Source organism: Erwinia sp. PsM31 (genome assembly GCF_030433775.1).
In the GTDB taxonomy this organism is placed as follows: domain Bacteria; phylum Pseudomonadota; class Gammaproteobacteria; order Enterobacterales; family Enterobacteriaceae; genus Erwinia; species Erwinia aeris.
This window is the reverse complement of the sequence record NZ_JARUWZ010000012.1, coordinates 72,286-89,027: the sequence shown is the minus strand read 5'-3', so window position 1 is coordinate 89,027 and position 16,742 is coordinate 72,286. Positions and strand designations below refer to the sequence as shown.

The following is a 16,742-nucleotide window of genomic DNA, read 5'->3' as shown; positions in this document are numbered from 1 at the left end:
GTATAGCTTTATCGGGCAGCGTAATGATTATCACGCTGCCCTTTATTTATCAGCTTCCCGATGATGAGGCATTACCGGCGCGGTCGCTCAGTCAAGCCGGATCTCATAACAGCTCTTGCAATTATCTCTGGAGACTCTGTGATGAACGATAGATATCAGCGGATTGAAAAAAGCGCGCGCTTTAAAGAGCTGGTCAGAAAACGCCAGGCCTTCGCCACGCTGCTCTCGGTAATAATGCTTATTCTCTACGTCGGCTTTATTTTATTAATCGCCTTTGCGCCAGGCTGGCTGGGTACGCCGCTTGACGCTAATACCAATGTTACCCGTGGTATTCCGATTGGCATTGGGCTGATCGTTATTTCTTTTCTTTTAACCGGTATTTATGTCTGGCGAGCCAATGGCGAATTCGACCGCTTAACCAAAGCGCTGCTGGATGAGGTGAAAGGATGAAACTTTTCCTTTATTTCGCCCTGCTGCTGCCTGTTTCCTCCCGCGCCGCCGATGCGATTAGCGGCGCGGTTGAAAAACAGCCCACCAACGTTGAAGCGATCGTGATGTTCCTGATCTTCGTGGCCGCCACGCTGGGTATCACCTGGTGGGCCTCCAAACGCACCCGTTCGCGCAGCGATTATTATACCGCAGGCGGCAATATCACCGGTTTTCAGAACGGCCTGGCGATGGCGGGCGACTTTATGTCCGCCGCCTCATTCCTGGGGATCTCCGCGCTGGTTTATACCTCCGGCTACGACGGCCTGATCTATTCGCTGGGTTTTCTGGTCGGCTGGCCGATTATCCTGTTTCTGATCGCCGAACGGCTGCGCAACCTGGGACGCTATACCTTTGCCGACGTTGCCTCCTATCGTCTGAAACAGCTGCCTATTCGCACGCTTTCCGCCTGCGGCTCACTGGTGGTGGTGGCGCTCTATCTGATTGCGCAGATGGTCGGCGCGGGTAAGCTTATCCAGCTGCTGTTTGGCCTGGACTATCACGTCGCCGTGGTGCTGGTGGGGATCCTGATGGTGCTGTACGTCCTGTTCGGCGGCATGCTGGCGACCACCTGGGTGCAGATTATCAAGGCGGTGCTGCTGCTGTTCGGCGCCAGCTTTATGGCAATCATGGTGATGAAAACCGTGGGCTTCAGCTTTAATAATCTCTTTACCCAGGCGATGGCGGTGCATCCAAAAGGCGTGGCGATCATGCGTCCCGGCGGGCTGGTGCACGACCCGATTTCCGCGCTGTCGCTCGGGCTGGGGCTGATGTTTGGTACGGCCGGCCTGCCGCATATCCTGATGCGCTTCTTTACCGTCAGCGATGCCCGCGAGGCGCGTAAAAGCGTGTTCTACGCCACCGGTTTTATGGGCTACTTCTACTTCCTGACCTTTATTATCGGCTTCGGCGCTATTCTGCTGGTCGGCGCTAATCCGGCATTTAAGGATGCCACCGGCTTGTTGATTGGCGGAAACAATATGGCGGCGGTGCATCTGGCCGATGCCGTTGGCGGCAGCCTGTTCCTGGGCTTTATTTCCGCAGTGGCCTTCGCCACGATTCTGGCGGTGGTTGCCGGGCTGACGCTGGCGGGCGCGTCGGCGGTATCGCACGACCTTTACGCCAGCGTGGTGAAAAAGGGCCAGGCCACCGAGAAGCAGGAGCTGCGCGTCTCGAAAATCACCGTGCTGGTGCTGGGGGTGGTCGCTATCGCGCTGGGTATTTTGTTTGAGAAACAGAATATCGCCTTTATGGTCGGGCTGGCCTTCTCGATTGCGGCAAGCTGTAACTTCCCGATTATTCTGCTGTCGATGTACTGGTCGAAACTGACCACAAGAGGTGCGATGGCAGGCGGCTGGCTGGGGCTACTGACGGCGGTCGTGTTGATGATTTTAGGCCCAACGGTGTGGGTGCAGGTGCTGGGTCACGCGAAGCCGGTCTTCCCCTACGAGTATCCGGCGCTGTTTTCTATGCTGGTCGCCTTTATCGGCACCTGGCTGTTTTCCGTGACCGACCACTCGCAGGAAGGCCAGCAGGAGCGGCAACGTTTCCAGGCGCAGTTTGTGCGTTCGCAAACCGGCGTGGGCATTGAAAGCGGGAAAAGTCACTAAGTAGCGATCTGCAAGGCGGCTGGCCGCCTTGCAGCGCAGCAACGCGCCGCACTCAGTAGTAGTTCAGCACCACCACCACGCTATCCTCTATACGCTGGGCCACTTTCGGCGTTCCGGTTGTTTGCATATACAGCGCCTCGGTTACGCCGCTGGTAAAAACCTTCAGTCCCTCAAGTTTTTTACCGCTTTCATCCAGGATCTGCTGCTCGAGCACGTTCCCCGCCGATGCCTGCTGCGTAATCTCCACCGTAGTCGACGGCACCGTTTTGCATATTAACGTGAGGTCCCCTACCTTGTGGTTACGGTTAATGGGCTCGCCGATGATAACCGTCCCCAGATCGTTGGGGTAACTCACCAGCTCTGCATGGCAGTCATCGATCGGCGTGATCGGTATGCCGCCGCTGCAGCGTGCGTCTTTGCCCAGGCCATCCCATCCTGACCAGCAGGCGCTGTAATCGCCTTCCTGTACCGGTACGCTTACCGTTTGCGTTAAGCGGTATTGCGCGACTTTTATCCGACTTGCTGGTTCGTCGGTGGCGTTCTGGCATTGTTGTACGGTTGGCGCGCCGCCGGGCGCATCGCTCATCCCGATAAACGTGGCGGCCACTTCAGGATCGCGGACGGTAAGGCCATAGATATGGAACACAAGGTCACGATCGTTGCCTCTGCTGGAGCAGAGCCAGACATCGGTGCCGGCCTCCACCGTAATCATATTGTTTCTGACCATCAGGCCGGTCGTGACGCCCGGCACGGAATTGTAGTACCACGCCAGCGCCGACGTTGAAAAACAGATCAGGCTCAGTGCGAACATAATCCTTTTCATTTTATCTCCTTGTTATGAGCCAGCCAGCACCCCGTACGGCGGCGGGCTTCGTCGGTTCAGGGGTATTCGATGATGTAATTCAGGCTGGCGGTGAATTCTCCCGCCGTCGGCGGCGTCGCGCCGTCCGCCCGTAGATAGGCCTGCATCGGGATAACGATATCAGCAGCATTCAAAGACAGCGTCAGGCCCGGCGAGGCGGCATTGACCGCCAGCGGCGCGCCCCGCACATTTTCGATGCCGATAACGATGCCGGTAGCGGTACTGCCTGCATCCGGTTGCAGCATCCCGTTACTGTCCCCATTCCCGCGCAGGAAAACTTCAATTCGGCCTGGCGTTGTTGCATCAAACTCGCAGTTTTCCAGATGAACGGCAAACGGGTAACGCGGGCTTTCCTGCGAGTTCTGCAACATGTTCAGCGTGACGGCCGCCAGCGGGAGCGTAATGTATTCATCGCCGGGCCGTATCGTACAGGGGCTGAGATTTTCAACCAGCGTACCGCTGAATTTGGCCTTCACCGCTACCTCTACAGGCGCGGCATAGCCGAGCGCAACGCACAGCATCATCCCCAGGCCTGACCACAGGCAGCGTAATAATCCCCTTTTCATTCGTAGACCGCCTTAATTGTCGCCGTCGCCTCAAAGTACCCGGGCGTTAACGAGGCCGCCGCATTTTTCACCAGCACGGCCATCAGAACGGGGGGATCCGTGCCATCAATAGCAAACGAGGTGTTTACCGGCTGGAGTTTACCGTCGTTCATTATTTTAATGGCCAGGCCGGGCTGGACATACAGCATCCCCTGGCCAAAATCTGCGCCCGTGCCGTCGATTTGCAGCGTTACCGCATTTTTACCCTGCTGCTTGCAGCTAAAGTTATAAGCAATCTCGCTCTGGTAATTAGTGCCGTTGATTTTTGCAATATCTACCTGATCGCCAAAGGAAACCTCAACGTTTTTGCCTTCATTAAGCTGACAGGAGGCGGACTGCACCACGTTGGCCGTCATGGTGAAGGTAAATACCTCCGGCGCTGCCGTCACCCGGCCTGAAAATAGCGTTAATCCTGTTAGCGTGCAGAGCACCGCTTTTGCAAAGGTGGTTGTCCTGTCCATCTGTTTATTCCTGCCGCCGTTTATCACGACTTATCCAACATAAACCTGCCGCAGCCCGAGCAAAACGCGGTTAAGCAAAGAAGCGTTGCGCGGCTGCTCTGGCGAAGCGGCAAAACTTTATGCGCTTAGCCAGCGGGCCTGACCGCCGTGGCCTTACAATGATCCCCGCTACAGGTAAACTGCAACTGCGGACGGGCGCCGTAATCGTTGATATAGGTGAGCAGCGGGCGGCTCCCCAGCGCTTCAGCGCTGACCTCAAGCACGCCTTTACTTTTCGGCGCGATCATCAGCGGCTTGAAATCATTGATGGCGCTATTCCTGGCGGCGTTGCGGCCATCGATCAGCGTCACGAAATAGGGCGTGGGATTGTTTACCTGATAGCGATCGCCGGCGCGAGTCAGCGTCAGCTGCTCCTGAAAGGGCACCGCGTTTCTTTTGGGCACCAGCGCCTGCGGGCGATAAAATAATTTTACCTTTGTCTGCAAGGCAAGCTGGAGCGTATTGGGGCGTTCGGATCGCGGCGGGATCTCACGCAGATTAAAGTAGAACAAGGTTTCACGATCCTGCGGCAGCGCGCCCACGGAAGGCAACGTCTCTATTTTTACCTGGCTTTTGCTGCCCGGCTCAATGCGCTGTACCGGCGGCAGAGCAGTCAGCGGCTGCTGGATTTTTTTACCCTGGCTATCTTCTATCCAGCCCTGCGCCAGATAGGGTAATTGTTTATTATCGTTACTGACGACCAGGCTGACAGACTTTTGGCCGCCCTCAAAAATCACGCGTGTACGATCGAGCGAAACAGCGCCATAGCTTTGTGCAGCCACCAGGACGGAGAGTAAAACGGCGATGCGTGATAAACCTGCTTTATATGATCTCATTTTTTCCCCTTACACCATGTCAACTATCAGCGGCAGCCCTGCGCGGTTTATAACAGGCGGCACGGCAATAAAAGACGCTGAGAAATATCACCGGACAAGCTCTCCGGCAGTTTAAATTCGCACTGCTCTTTGCCGCTCCAGCTTACCCGCATCGTTATGCCTGGCTGGATACCGCTCAGATAGATGCTGCCGTCGTCATTCACAATGCCCACTTCCTGACGCTGGCTGTTTTTTACCGTAGCGCCAAACGGCGGGGCTTCGCCGTTTTCCAGGCGCAGTACCGCCATGGTTTTGCTCCCGGTCACCACTTTAAAGCCACCGTAGCCAATCGCGCCTTCGGTTAAGGTGCGCTGGATAACCGAAGCGCTCGCTTCAGCATTGTCCGGCAACGCATTGATATCGATACTGATGCGGTTACGGTAATAGCTGCTGATATCCGCGATAACGGCTTTGCCAAAGTGATTACTCAAGGTATCCGCGCCGTAGCTTTTTACCGGAATATCCTTTACCGCGGTGTCGATCAGCATTCGGGTGCCGCCCGGCCTGCTGGTACGATGCAGCGCCGCACCCTGTGCGGTAGCCGTTACGCCGCCCTGCGCCGAAAGGCTTAAAGCTGAATAGCTGTTGCCCTGATAGCTGGCATTAACGTTTATCCGCGCTCTGTCTCCCTGATAGGTGTAATAGCCGCTTGCCAGCGTCTCCTGACCGGCAACCCCGCCGCTGATTTGGTAGTTGTTACGCTCATCCATCGTATTGAAGTAGCTGGCCTGATGACTGTTATTACCCTGATTAAAAGATCCGTTGTAATTCAGCGTGCCGCTGTTGCCCCACGGTAGAGACAGCGACAGGTAAATACCGTCATCATTGCTGCCGTCATATTTATTACGCCAGGCGGTGGCTGACAGACTGACGTTACGCAAGCGCCCGGCGTCAAAATATTTCGTCGCCGTCAGGGTAAAACGGTCATTGTCCGGTTTGTCCCACCAGGTCTGATGAGAGTAATTCAGATAAAAGCTTGCCCGCCAGTCGCGCAGCTGCTGGCTGAAGATGGCGGTATACATCTCTTTACCGTTGCCGTAGGCCCTGCCGTATTTATGCGCGTTAAGGTAATCCTGCATACTCATATAGCCCTGCTCTGAATAGCGGTAGCCTGCAAAGGTCATTTCACTGTCGGTTTCGTCGAACCTTTTTGAGTAGCTGACGCGCCACGAGGCCCCTTTCTGCGTATCCGGCAGCGGATCGGGCAAACGCCGGGCAAACGCCTGAGTAAAATCCAGAGAGAGCGCGCCGAAAGCCATCAGATCGCGCCCTGTGCCCAGCGCCAGCGCCTGGTATTCCTCACTGGCTATCGTCCCGCCGTACAGGGACCAGCCGTTACTGACGCCCCATGAGAACTCGCCGTTTACAAACCCCTCACCTTCCATATGGTGCTGAGTGTTGGAAGGCCTGCCCGCCGCCAGCTTGTAGCGCACCATGCCCGGCCGCGTCAGATAGGGCACGCTGGCCGTATTGATGCTGAAAGTTTGTACTGAGCCATCCTGCTCTTCTACCCGCACATCCAGCTCGCCGCTGATCGTTTCGTTGAGATCCTGAATACGAAACGGCCCGGCGGCGACCCGGGTTTCCTTGATGACCCGCCCTTTCTGGCTGATCACCACTCTGGCGCTGGTTTTCGCTATCCCGCTGATTTCCGGGGAATAACCACGCAGATTAGGCGGCAGCATATTGTCATCAGACCGCAGGCTCAGCCCGGTATAGGTAAAACTGTCGAAGATATCTGAAAAGAGCGCATGTTCGCCCACGCCCAGCCTGGCGTGCCTGTGCGGTAAAGCGCGCCAGGCATAGAAACGCGTCCAGTCCCAGTTAAGGTTGTTACTGGCCTGATTGTCATAGCGCCCCTGCCAGTCGGCACGCAGGCGCCAGGGACCAACGTTGGCCCCAGCCGTCCCGTTGCCCGTAAACGTGTTGTCCGTCTTCTTCTCGTGCTCATGCCGGGTCTGGGCACTGGCGTAATAATCGAACAACAAGCCGGGTATCCCCTCATCCCACTGCGCCGGCGGATCCCAGTTGGGCGCGCGGTATTCCAGATAAATTTGTGGGATAGTTAAATAGAGCGTATTGGTGCCTAAATCAGCGCGCTGGCTCATACCCGGCAAACTGTCGGTATTCAGACACTGGCCCTCATGCCACCACGTTAACTGCGGGCGTAGCTCAGGCTTCAGGCCAATAAAATTGACCAGAGCGGCAGTCAGACAGGGCTTACTTTCTTTTTCATTATCTTCTGTCGTAAACCAGTCTACTGACTGCTCGGGGAGCTCATTATCATTAATCTGAAGTTTCAGAGTGTAGTTACCGGGCATGATATATCCCGCCTGAGAAAAACGGCTGAGATCGATGTTCGCTCTGTCTTTCACATCTAAAAGATCGGTATTAAATTCTATTCCACGTGCCTCGACAGACCGCGCGAAACAGCAAAGAATCAGCAGGAAGATGGCATGCCACAGCCATAAAATATCTTTTTTTAATATAATATTCACTGACATCGGCATCCTTACGAGAAGTTAATCCCTGGGTAAGCCTTTCATAACCGATTTAATAATTTTTTGCCGGAGGAATTAAGCATGGAAATAATTCCGCCATTCTGCCGACAAACATGAACCTGTTTTGCCGTTGTTACCCCAGGCAGAAAACACTCCCGGCAGAAACGCCGGGAGAGGACAAGGTCCGTCAAATCGACTTATTGATATGCAAGTGTGAAATCAGCAATACTCTGGAATTCGCCAGGCGTTACGTCTTGGCCATCACCTTGCACATAGGCAGAAAAACTCAGCGTATTATAGCCAGTCTGCAAAACCTGCTTAGCGCTCGGACTGCCGAGCTTGAGCACTGCGCCAGTACCATCAGTGATGGCGATACTCGCGCCCTTAACTGTCCCGGTCATGCCCAACAGACCGGTAGTGCTTTCCGGTCCACTGAACGTGGCCGTTACCGCTGCGGCGGTCGCAACCGTACAGTTTTCCAGTTTAATCTGGAAAGGACGGGGATCGGAGGTTCCACCATCCTTCAGAGTAACAGTCGAGATTTGCCCAAGAGGCACGTCCTGATAAACAGAGTCAGGATTAATTGAGCAAGGAGACTCAATGACGGAGCCCGAAAAAGTCACTGAACCATGTCCCTGGTCGGCATAAGCTACAGAAGTCATGCCGAAAATGGCGATAGCTGACAGTACGATTTTATTCAGTTGCATAAAGTACATTCCTTTGATTATAAACCTTTCCGTTTATCGGATGATAAATGTTTATTTATAACATCATTTTCTTTGCTGAAAAAAAGCCAACCTGTAAAAACAGATAAGTTAATAATGCATTAACGGCGCTTGAGTTTATTAATGGCCATTTACATTGTCAGGTAAATACAATCCGTAATAAATACCTGTTCAGGGCGGCAAGATTATTCTTACAGAAGACATTTCCAGATGAAAGGTCTTTTTTCTTAAAAAATGACAGAAAAAAATGAAAGTTTAGACAGGAAGGTGTTACTGGCGATAAATGCTAAAAAATCGTCGAACAGAGATGCTCTTCAGAATAAAAAACCAAATAAAACCCATTTTGCACGCCGTCACTCTATAAATGACAAATGTAAAAAAAGAAGAAACAAACGGGGCGGTTTAAATATATAGCATTTATCTTTGCCGGAGTATTAAAAATATCAGGCAAGCTCCTTAATATAAGCTGCTATATTTTAATATATATCACCTGTTTGAACATTAGCGGCAACAACTTTATAAACCTTGTTAAAAGTTCAGCATAATAAGCCTGTTCCCGGCCTGTATCAGGGCATCAGCCGTACCGGGAGCAGGCAGGTCCGGCCAGAAGCCGGACACATTCAGCGGCGGGCCACCCTTTACAGGTTGCCGCCTTTGGCATCAGAAATGCAGGGATGCACCTACGTATGCGCCGTCAGCAATGACGTTGTCTTTACGACCGTCTTTGCCGTTCATCGCCAGGTACTGATAGCCCACGCGCACGTCAACCAGGGAGATTGGCTTAAAGCTCACGCCAGCGGAAGCTTCCTGGTAGTCATCAATGTGGCTGGAGAAAGAATCCGGCGAGTAGTAATACTGGCCAAATACGTTGAACATATTGGTGACTGGAACGCTTGCGCCAATGCCGACCGCAACGGCATAGCCGTCTTTGCTATCGGTTGGGTTAGTGGAAATCGCTTTCACGCCAGGCGTGATAAAGATATCGCCCAGACCCACATTGTAACCCAGACCCAGGCTGCCCATGCTGCCGTCGTGATCGCTGCGCAACCAGTTACCGGTCAGCGCCAGACCAGGCGAGTCAGCGCCCATGCCCGCGTGTACATTAGTATAATCACGACCTACGTCGACACCGCCTTCAATCGCCTGCGCTGATCCGGCCAGCGCCAGCAGCGCCAGAGCGCCTGCGGTAGTTGCCACTGCTTTCATTTTATTCTCCTGATGAATTTACTTACGCCGTTTCCCGACGGCAGCGGAGGATAGATCATCAACAGAGGAAATAAAATGAGAATGCGACGAATCTTAGGGCTTGTTTAGTAAATGTTGCTGTTAGGGGGCGAACATACAGGCTTTAAACCAGCGTCCACATCAGGCGGCCAATCAGCGGCGCGATAACCACTGTCACCACGCCTGACAGCATCATCACCAGGCTGGCGACCACGCCCTCCTCCTGACCAATTTCATAGGCGCGAGCGGTGCCTGCGCCGTGTGAGGCCGCGCCAAACCCAGCGCCTTTCGCCAATCCCTGCTTGACGGCAAGCCGAATAAAAAGCAGATCGCCGACGGCCATGCCGAATACGCCGGTGATCACCACAAACAGCGCCACCAGATCGGGCTGCCCGCCCAGCTGCTTCGCCGCCGCCAGCGCAAAGGGCGTAGTGACAGAGCGCACCGCCAGACTACGCTGGATTGCCTCCGGCAGCGTCAGCAGCCTTGCCAGCCATACCGAGCTGCAAACGGCGACCAGCGTGGCGGTCAGCACGCCCGCGCTAAGCGACAGCCAGTGGCGGCGGATAATCGCCATATTTTCATAAACGGGCACGGCGAAGGCCAGCGTAGCCGGGCCAAGCAGCCACAGCAGCCAGCGGTTTTCGTCGATATAGTTCTGCCAGGAGATATGGGTCAGCAGCAGCAGCGCCACCAGCACCATTGGCGTCATCACCAGCGGCATCAGCAGCAGCCTGTGCCAGCGGCGGTAGAGACGTTTATTGAGAAAATAGACCAGCAGCGTCGCCAGCAGACAGAGCAGGCTGATAAAAAAGTTATTCACCCTGACGCTCCTTTTTTCGTGCCGCCAGCCGCATTTCAAAACGATAGACGCGATCCACCACCAGCGCGGTAGCGGAAAGCACCAGCAGCGTACTGATCATAATCACCAGCATAATCCGCCAGCCGTCCACACGCAGCAGCTGCGAATAGTTAACCACCGCCACCACGGCAGGAATAAAAAACAGCAGCATTTCCGCCAGCAGCCAGCGCGATCCGGCTTTCACCCAGTTCAGCGGCAGCACCCGCAGCATAATCAGCGCCAGCAGCAGCAACATGCCCACGATATTGGCGGGCAACGGCAGCCGCAACCAGTCAACCAGCCGCTGCGCGGCCAGAAAAAAAGCGATATACAGCACCACCTGTAACGGAACCTGAATACGTTGCTGCCACGTGCTTTGCGGGCGTATCGCCAGCTTCATGATGGGTCTCTCTCTGAATAATGCGTAAAGAGAGTATAAAGCCGTACCAAAGGGTGAAAAAAATGACTTAATATTATCTGAACTATGCCTTACAGGAATGTTTATGGACGTCAGAGCCCTGCGTTATTTTGTGGAAGTGGTGCGCCAGCAAAGCTTTACTCGCGCGGCGGAGCAGCTGTACGTCACGCAGCCGACCATCAGTAAAATGCTGCGCCAGCTGGAGGATGAACTGGGCTGTACGCTGCTGATCCGTGAAGGACGCAAGCTGCATCTGACCGATACCGGACAGGCCGTTTATCAGCGCGGACTGACTATCCTTCAGGAATTTAAGCAGCTGGAAGCGGAAATCAGCGATATCAACGACCTGAAAACGGGCGAGCTGCGGTTAGGCATTCCGCCAATGGTGGGGATGCAGATTGCCGGTTCGATCTCCGCTTTCCGCCAGCGTTATCCCGGCGTTGAGCTGAAAATTTCCGAATTCGGCGGCCTGACCGTGCAGCAGGCAGTGCTTTCCGGCACGCTGGATATTGCGATGACCGCGCTGCCGGTAGCGGAAGATCTGCCGCTGAACGCGCTGCCGCTGATGAGCCACCCGCTCTGCGTGCTGGTGCCGAAAACCCGCGAATGGCTGCGCCGTACCCATATTCCGCTGGCCGAGCTGGCCGGGCATCCTATCCTGATTTATAACGAAGAGTTTTCGCTGAACCGCCAGCTGATGCGTGCCTTCCAGGCCAGCGGCTTTACGCCGCAGATCGCGGTACGCAGCGGCCAGTGGGATTTTCTCGCGGCGATGGTGCAGGCCGGCATGGGTGTGGCAATCCTGCCGGAGCCGATCTGCCAGCGGCTGGATAAAAGCCATCTGCTGTGGCTGCCGCTGGAGTCGGAGCTGGTCTGGCAGCTGGGCCTGATCTGGCGGGAAGGCAGCTACCTCTCAAAGAGCGCGCAGGCCTGGATCGCCTGCTGTCGCCAGTTCTGGCCGGGTCAGACGCCAACGCTGTCGGTATAAAAAACGGGGGCGCTGGCAGCGGCCCCGGAGACGCTAAACAGGCGCATTTTTACCTGTCTTTTAACCTTATTCGTTCTGCCTCTTACGGATATTGCTATTCAGCTTGTCTGCTGCCTCTGCGTTCTGGAAAAGAATGCCGAAGAAGATATAGATCGGCACGGATGAAAGCGTATGACTTCATCAGCAATAATTAGCAGAACTGTTACGTCAGAGACTGGCCTGATATTTACCAGACCCAACCCTGAGCCTTAAAGCGCGTTTTCCTGCCGTTTACAAAACAAAAGCAAAAGAAAATAGTATTAGCCTGGCGGAACCTCTCATTTCATCAGAACAGCAGCAAGCAGGATAAACCACCGGTTACCCCCCCTTATCATAATATTTCCTTTTCCTCCAAAATATAATTACCGTTATATGAAGAATTTATCTTTCGCTGTACGGTTGAATAACATCAGATGACAGAGGCGATTTTCTTAACGCAGCATGACGAACATAAATTAAGCTGATAAACTAACAGAAAACCGGGCAATAGCGCTCGTTGACCAGCAAAAGGAATATTGCATGTCACCTTCTCTACAGGCTTTACGCCTGCCCTTCGATGTTTTTCAGACGCAGAAACGCATGGATGATTACGGTGCCGATGATATGCAGTGCGGCGATTTAAGCGAGCTGCAGCTGAAGAACTTCTATCGGCTGGAGAAAGTATCCGGTCAGTACGATCCCTGGCGGGCAGAGAGAACGGATTTCCCCATCAGCAATTACGCCGTGATACGTCATAAGATGCGCCATCATGAAGTGGCAGCCAAACTATTCAACGAATTCCGCCGCGAGTCGCGGCCCTTCTCTTTTTTCGGCCATCGCGGGCTGTTTATGGCACTAATCGACCATTTTCAATATGGCGATGGAAAACCCTTTTCCAGCAGTGAATTAAATGGGGCTTATAAGAGGTTGATAGAAAGCGCGCATTCAGATAACGCAAACTCGTCAAAGGTTATCGATAAATTTATACGGGAAAATATAGACTGGGATAATTATTTTCTTGCCGAAAATAAAAAACAGGCTTTAAGAAAAGTTATCGGAGAGAGTTTTCTTCCGAAATTTAATAGATTACAAGACAAGATGAATGGTCTGGGTATGTCAGTGCACGGTATATACGCGACAAAAATCACGCTAAAGTCTCTGGAAGTTAACGGAGATAAATACAAAGCCACCCTGCATTACAAAGGCCAGGATCACTTTGGCCTTGATGACCGCGATATCATGGATCCTCGTTTTCATCATTTGAATATTTTCCGAATCTGGTTTGTGCTACAGCGCTGGAGAAGGTACGCGTACAAACCCTTCTTTACCAATATGGCAGCGACCATCACGCTGACGGGAAGCAAAAAGTGAAAAAGATGAATAGATTTTTCCCGGCTCTGGTCGTAGTCAGCTGGCTGTACGTCATCGTTATGATGCTACGGCCTGTAGAGGTTATAGCTGTTCACCAGAATCATTCCGTCACAGATATTTTGGTGAAAAACTTTCCTCTGACCAACAAAGGAAAGATTGAATGGTGGAAAGAAAACGCCCGGAAACTGGATAAACAACACCCTTTTCTTTTAAATAGAAAAGGCGAGACTTTTTGGGTAACTATCTGGGACTTTAAAGACGGTTATCAGCAAGAAAAACCCGATGACACTACTTTTTTCCCGAGTCATAGTACCGACCATCTGCTCTGTTTTGAGAATATAAAAGCGGAGGAAAGATGTATTAAAAAAGAAAACTGGTTGATGCAGGTTACCAGAGCGACAACGGGAACCATGAGCTACACCATGGAAGACGCCTCTTATTACCAAAAACCAGGCGGCCCGCTGATCCTGGAAGAACGCTGATACTACTGCTGCTAACAGCAGTAAAAAAGACCGCGAGCCGGGCGGCTCGCGGTCTTCCCGCTACTCTTCTTTCTCGATCAGCAGCGTTTCCAGCAGGTCGAGATCGTGCAGCATCTTCTGCATGGTTTCGTTGCTGATTTTCTGCGTGGCGCGCAGGTGATACAGCTCGCCGCGCTCGGCGCGCAGCGCGGTCAGACGGAAGCGGCGCTCCAGATTTTCCGCATACAGCGCCCGCTCCAGATCGTCCTTACCGTCCACGCGACGGCGCATATTGCCAATCACTCGCGATGCGATTTCTTTGACCAGGTCAGCGTCGATATTCTCTTCGGTATCGGCCGCCAGCCGCTCTTCCATCTTGTGCAGGCTGTCGATAGCCGTTTCCGCCATCGCCGCGCGCGCCATCTGGATCTCATGGCGGTGCGCCGTCTTATCCCTGCCTGCCACGCCGCGCAGCAGCAGCGGCAGCAACACTACGCCGACCAGCAGCGAAAACAGGATCACGCCCATTGCCAGGAAAACCAGCTCGTAGCGCGCCGGGAAAGCGTCACCATTGGTCAGAAACAGCGGAATGGACAGCACGCCGGCCAGGGTGATAGCCCCGCGTACGCCGGCAAAAGAGGCAATCAGCAGCTCACGCAGGCTGTAGCTGCTGAACTCCATCGGCCGCTTTTTCAGCAGGCGCTGGCTGATCAGGCGCATCGTCCATAGCCAGGCGAAGCGGACGATCATCAGCGCGGCATAAATCAGCACCACCGACAGCACCAGCATCCACAGATCGACGTTAGGATCGGCCTCTGCCTGAGTCACGGACAGCTGTAAAATGTCCGGCAGCTGTAAGCCCAGCATCAGGAACACCATGCCGTTAAAGACAAACTCCAGCATCTGCCAGACGCTGTTGGCACGCAGACGCATCGCCAGCGGCGCCTGACGGATAATACCCGAACGGGTAATGGTCATGCCCGCCGCGACGGCGGCCAGGATCCCCGATACGCCGATATGTTCGGCAATCAGGTAAGAAGCAAAAGGCAGCAGCAGCAGCAGCACCGTCTGCGTAGCCGGATCGTCACCGCTCCAGCGGCTGAACAGACGCAGCGACTTGCCGTACAGCCAGCAGATAACAATACCGGCCACCAGACCGCCGACGGCAACCTTTACGAACTCCAGCGACGCGCCGGAAACCGTGAACACCATGGTGCCCATCGCGACCGCAACGGCAAACTTCAGCGACACCAGGCCCGAAGCGTCGTTCATCAGCGCCTCGCCCTGCAGTATCGACATAATTTTTTTCGGGATGCGCCCTTCTCCGACAATCCCGGAGAGCGCCACGGCATCGGTTGGCGACAGCACGGCCGCCAGTGCGAAGGCGGGCAGCAGCGGAATACCCGGCACCAGCCAGTAGATCAGATAGCCGATGCCGACCACGGTGATCAAAACCAGCACCAGCGCCAGGCCGATAATCTCGCGTCCGTGATGCAAAAACTCGCTGGTTGGCGTCTTCCAGCCGTCAGCAAACAGCAGCGGCGGAATAAACAGGACCAGGAACAGCTCGGGATCGAAGTCAACGTGCAGGCCGAAAGTCGGCCACGCCAGCAGCGCGCCCATCACAATTTGCACCAGCGGCAGGGGGATTTGAAAAGGAATAATGCGTGCGGCTACGCCAGAGAGCGAGACCACCAGCGTGAGGATGAGAATAGTAAAAAAGATTTCCATGTTGTCCTTTCATAGCTTCCAGATAGCGACAAAAATATCAGGCTCGGAACAAATAATGCCCTGTGTAATAGTAAAGCAAAAATGGGATGGCTTGAAAAAGCTGATGTGTGCTATTGCGTGGAAAAAAGCAAAAATTCGGAACGGAGGCCGGAAAAACCGGCCTCGTAAAAGGGGATCAGATAGCCCAGCCGCCAGCGTAAAAAGCGACCAGCGCGATAGCGATAACCACGGTGCCGACGTTGAGCTTGCGCCACTCGCCCGCAAAGATGCGGCCAATGACCAGCGAGCCGAAGCCCAGCATAATACCGGTAACGATATTGCAGGTCAGCACGATGAACACGGCGGCCAGCAGACCGGACATGGCGTCAACAAAATCGCTGAAGTCGATTTTAGAAACGTTGCTCAGCATCAGCAGGCCAACATACATCAGCGCGGGCGCGGTAGCATAGCCCGGCACTAAATAAGCCAGCGGCGACAGGAACAGGATCAGCAGAAACAGCACGCCTACCACGATAGCGGTCAGGCCCGTTTTACCGCCCGCCGCCGTGCCCGCTGCGGATTCGATATACACCGCCGCAGGCGAAGCGCCGATAAGGCCGGAAAAGATGCTGCTGACCGAGTCGGTGGTCAGCGCTTTGCCGCCGTTCAGGATCTGATGATCTTTATCCAGCAGGTTCGCCTGGCCTGCTACCGCGCGGATGGTGCCGGTGGCGTCAAACACGGCGGTCATCACCAGCGCCAGCACGCTTGGCAATACCGCAGGCTTCAGCGCGCCCAGAATATCCAGGCTGAACACCAGCGAGTGGCCCTGCGCATCCGACAGTGAAGGCATGGCAAACAGCCCCTGATATTTTACGGCCGGATCGAAAATCAGTCCGAGCACGGAAATGGCGATAATAGTCAGCAGGATCCCGCCCGGCACGCGCAGCTTTTCCAGACCGAAGATTGCCGCAAGGCCTGCCAGCGTCATCAACACGGGGAAGGAAGCGAAATCGCCCAGCGCGACCGGCAGTGCGCCAGGTACAGGGTTTTTTACGACCAGGCCCACGCCGTTAGCGGCAATCAGCAGCAGAAACAGGCCGATGCCGACGCCGGTGCCGTGCGCCACGCCCATTGGCAGGTTGCGTAAAATCCAGGCACGGATGCCGGTTGCAGAGATCAGCGTAAACAGCACTCCCATCAGGAATACGGCTCCCAGCGCTACGGGCACGCTGATATGCTGGCCCAGCACCAGGCTGAAAGCCGTGAAGGCAGTCAGCGAGATCGCGCAGCCGATTGCCATCGGCAGGTTCGCCCACAGCCCCATAATGACCGAGCCGAAGCCCGCCACCAGGCAGGTAGAGACAAAAACGGCAGCGGGAGGAAAGCCCGCCTTACCGAGCATGGACGGCACAACAATCACCGAATAGACCATGGCGAGGAAGGTGGTAAGTCCGGCTAAAATCTCCTGGCGGACGGTACTGCCGCGTGCAGAGATTTTAAACCAGGCGTCTAACGTTCCGCCGGTCTGATGATGAGTCGACATA

16 protein-coding genes are annotated in these 16,742 nt (G+C 54.4%); 5 read left to right on the top strand and 11 right to left on the bottom strand.

Annotated elements, in window-relative coordinates; translation table 11 throughout:
• The first annotated feature begins 141 nt into the window (after positions 1–141).
• The gene (locus QCD69_RS11765) at positions 142–450 is read left to right on the top strand and encodes a DUF485 domain-containing protein (protein ID WP_125290228.1); all 309 of its coding nucleotides are present in this window, start codon (positions 142–144) and stop codon (positions 448–450) included.
• Complete coding sequence (gene actP, locus QCD69_RS11760; protein ID WP_125290227.1) at positions 447–2,096, top strand: cation/acetate symporter ActP; 1,650 nt, start codon at positions 447–449, stop codon at positions 2,094–2,096. The genes QCD69_RS11765 and actP overlap by 4 nt, the downstream gene beginning before the upstream one ends.
• 52 nt (positions 2,097–2,148) lie before the next feature.
• On the opposite strand, the gene QCD69_RS11755 is transcribed toward actP, so the two are convergent.
• The 9 genes from QCD69_RS11755 to QCD69_RS11715 form a co-directional block, all read right to left on the bottom strand.
• Positions 2,149–2,919, bottom strand: a complete 771-nt coding sequence (locus QCD69_RS11755) for a hypothetical protein (RefSeq protein WP_301252167.1) — start codon at positions 2,917–2,919, stop codon at positions 2,149–2,151.
• 56 nt (positions 2,920–2,975) lie between these two features.
• A complete protein-coding gene (locus QCD69_RS11750; protein ID WP_301252126.1) occupies positions 2,976–3,524 on the bottom strand; it encodes a fimbrial protein in 549 nt (182 codons plus the stop codon).
• Positions 3,521–4,024 carry a fimbrial protein gene (locus QCD69_RS11745; RefSeq protein WP_301252125.1) on the bottom strand — a complete coding sequence of 168 codons (504 nt, stop codon included), beginning with the start codon at positions 4,022–4,024 and terminating at the stop codon, positions 3,521–3,523. Before QCD69_RS11745 ends, QCD69_RS11750 begins: the two co-directional genes overlap by 4 nt.
• A 125-nt stretch (positions 4,025–4,149) precedes the next feature.
• Positions 4,150–4,899: a fimbria/pilus periplasmic chaperone gene (locus QCD69_RS11740; protein WP_301252124.1), complete on the bottom strand. Its 750-nt coding sequence runs from the start codon at positions 4,897–4,899 to the stop codon at positions 4,150–4,152.
• Positions 4,900–4,946: 47 nt separating this feature from the next.
• Positions 4,947–7,442 carry an outer membrane usher protein gene (locus QCD69_RS11735; protein ID WP_301252122.1) on the bottom strand — a complete coding sequence of 832 codons (2,496 nt, stop codon included), beginning with the start codon at positions 7,440–7,442 and terminating at the stop codon, positions 4,947–4,949.
• A 194-nt stretch (positions 7,443–7,636) separates the two neighbouring features.
• Positions 7,637–8,146, bottom strand: coding sequence for a fimbrial protein (locus tag QCD69_RS11730; protein ID WP_301252120.1), 510 nt, complete (start codon positions 8,144–8,146; stop codon positions 7,637–7,639).
• 678 nt (positions 8,147–8,824) lie between these two features.
• Complete coding sequence (locus QCD69_RS11725; RefSeq protein ID WP_253456085.1) at positions 8,825–9,370, bottom strand: YfaZ family outer membrane protein; 546 nt, start codon at positions 9,368–9,370, stop codon at positions 8,825–8,827.
• A 142-nt stretch (positions 9,371–9,512) separates the two neighbouring features.
• Positions 9,513–10,211 (bottom strand): LrgB family protein, encoded by a 699-nt coding sequence (locus tag QCD69_RS11720; RefSeq protein WP_253456088.1) that lies wholly within the window; start codon positions 10,209–10,211, stop codon positions 9,513–9,515.
• Entirely contained in the window at positions 10,204–10,629 is a 426-nt protein-coding gene (locus QCD69_RS11715; RefSeq protein WP_253456091.1) for a CidA/LrgA family protein, read from the bottom strand. Before QCD69_RS11715 ends, QCD69_RS11720 begins: the two co-directional genes overlap by 8 nt.
• A gap of 103 nt (positions 10,630–10,732) precedes the next feature.
• Here QCD69_RS11715 and QCD69_RS11710 point away from each other — a divergent pair, with 103 nt between their 5' ends.
• The 3 genes from QCD69_RS11710 to QCD69_RS11700 all read left to right on the top strand — a co-directional run bounded on the left by QCD69_RS11710 (position 10,733) and on the right by QCD69_RS11700 (position 13,506).
• Entirely contained in the window at positions 10,733–11,635 is a 903-nt protein-coding gene (locus tag QCD69_RS11710; RefSeq protein ID WP_253456093.1) for a LysR family transcriptional regulator, read from the top strand.
• A 558-nt stretch (positions 11,636–12,193) separates the two neighbouring features.
• A complete protein-coding gene (locus QCD69_RS11705) occupies positions 12,194–13,024 on the top strand; it encodes a DUF3289 family protein (RefSeq protein ID WP_253456096.1) in 831 nt (276 codons plus the stop codon).
• Positions 13,025–13,029: 5 nt separating this feature from the next.
• Entirely contained in the window at positions 13,030–13,506 is a 477-nt protein-coding gene (locus QCD69_RS11700; RefSeq protein WP_253461152.1) for a DUF943 family protein, read from the top strand.
• Positions 13,507–13,566: 60 nt separating this feature from the next.
• Here the strand turns inward: QCD69_RS11700 and QCD69_RS11695 are convergent, their stop codons facing one another.
• Positions 13,567–15,216 carry a Na+/H+ antiporter gene (locus QCD69_RS11695; protein WP_253456099.1) on the bottom strand — a complete coding sequence of 550 codons (1,650 nt, stop codon included), beginning with the start codon at positions 15,214–15,216 and terminating at the stop codon, positions 13,567–13,569.
• A 175-nt stretch (positions 15,217–15,391) separates the two neighbouring features.
• A complete protein-coding gene (locus tag QCD69_RS11690; protein ID WP_253456102.1) occupies positions 15,392–16,741 on the bottom strand; it encodes an NCS2 family permease in 1,350 nt (449 codons plus the stop codon).
• Between the last annotated feature and the right edge of the window lies 1 nt (position 16,742).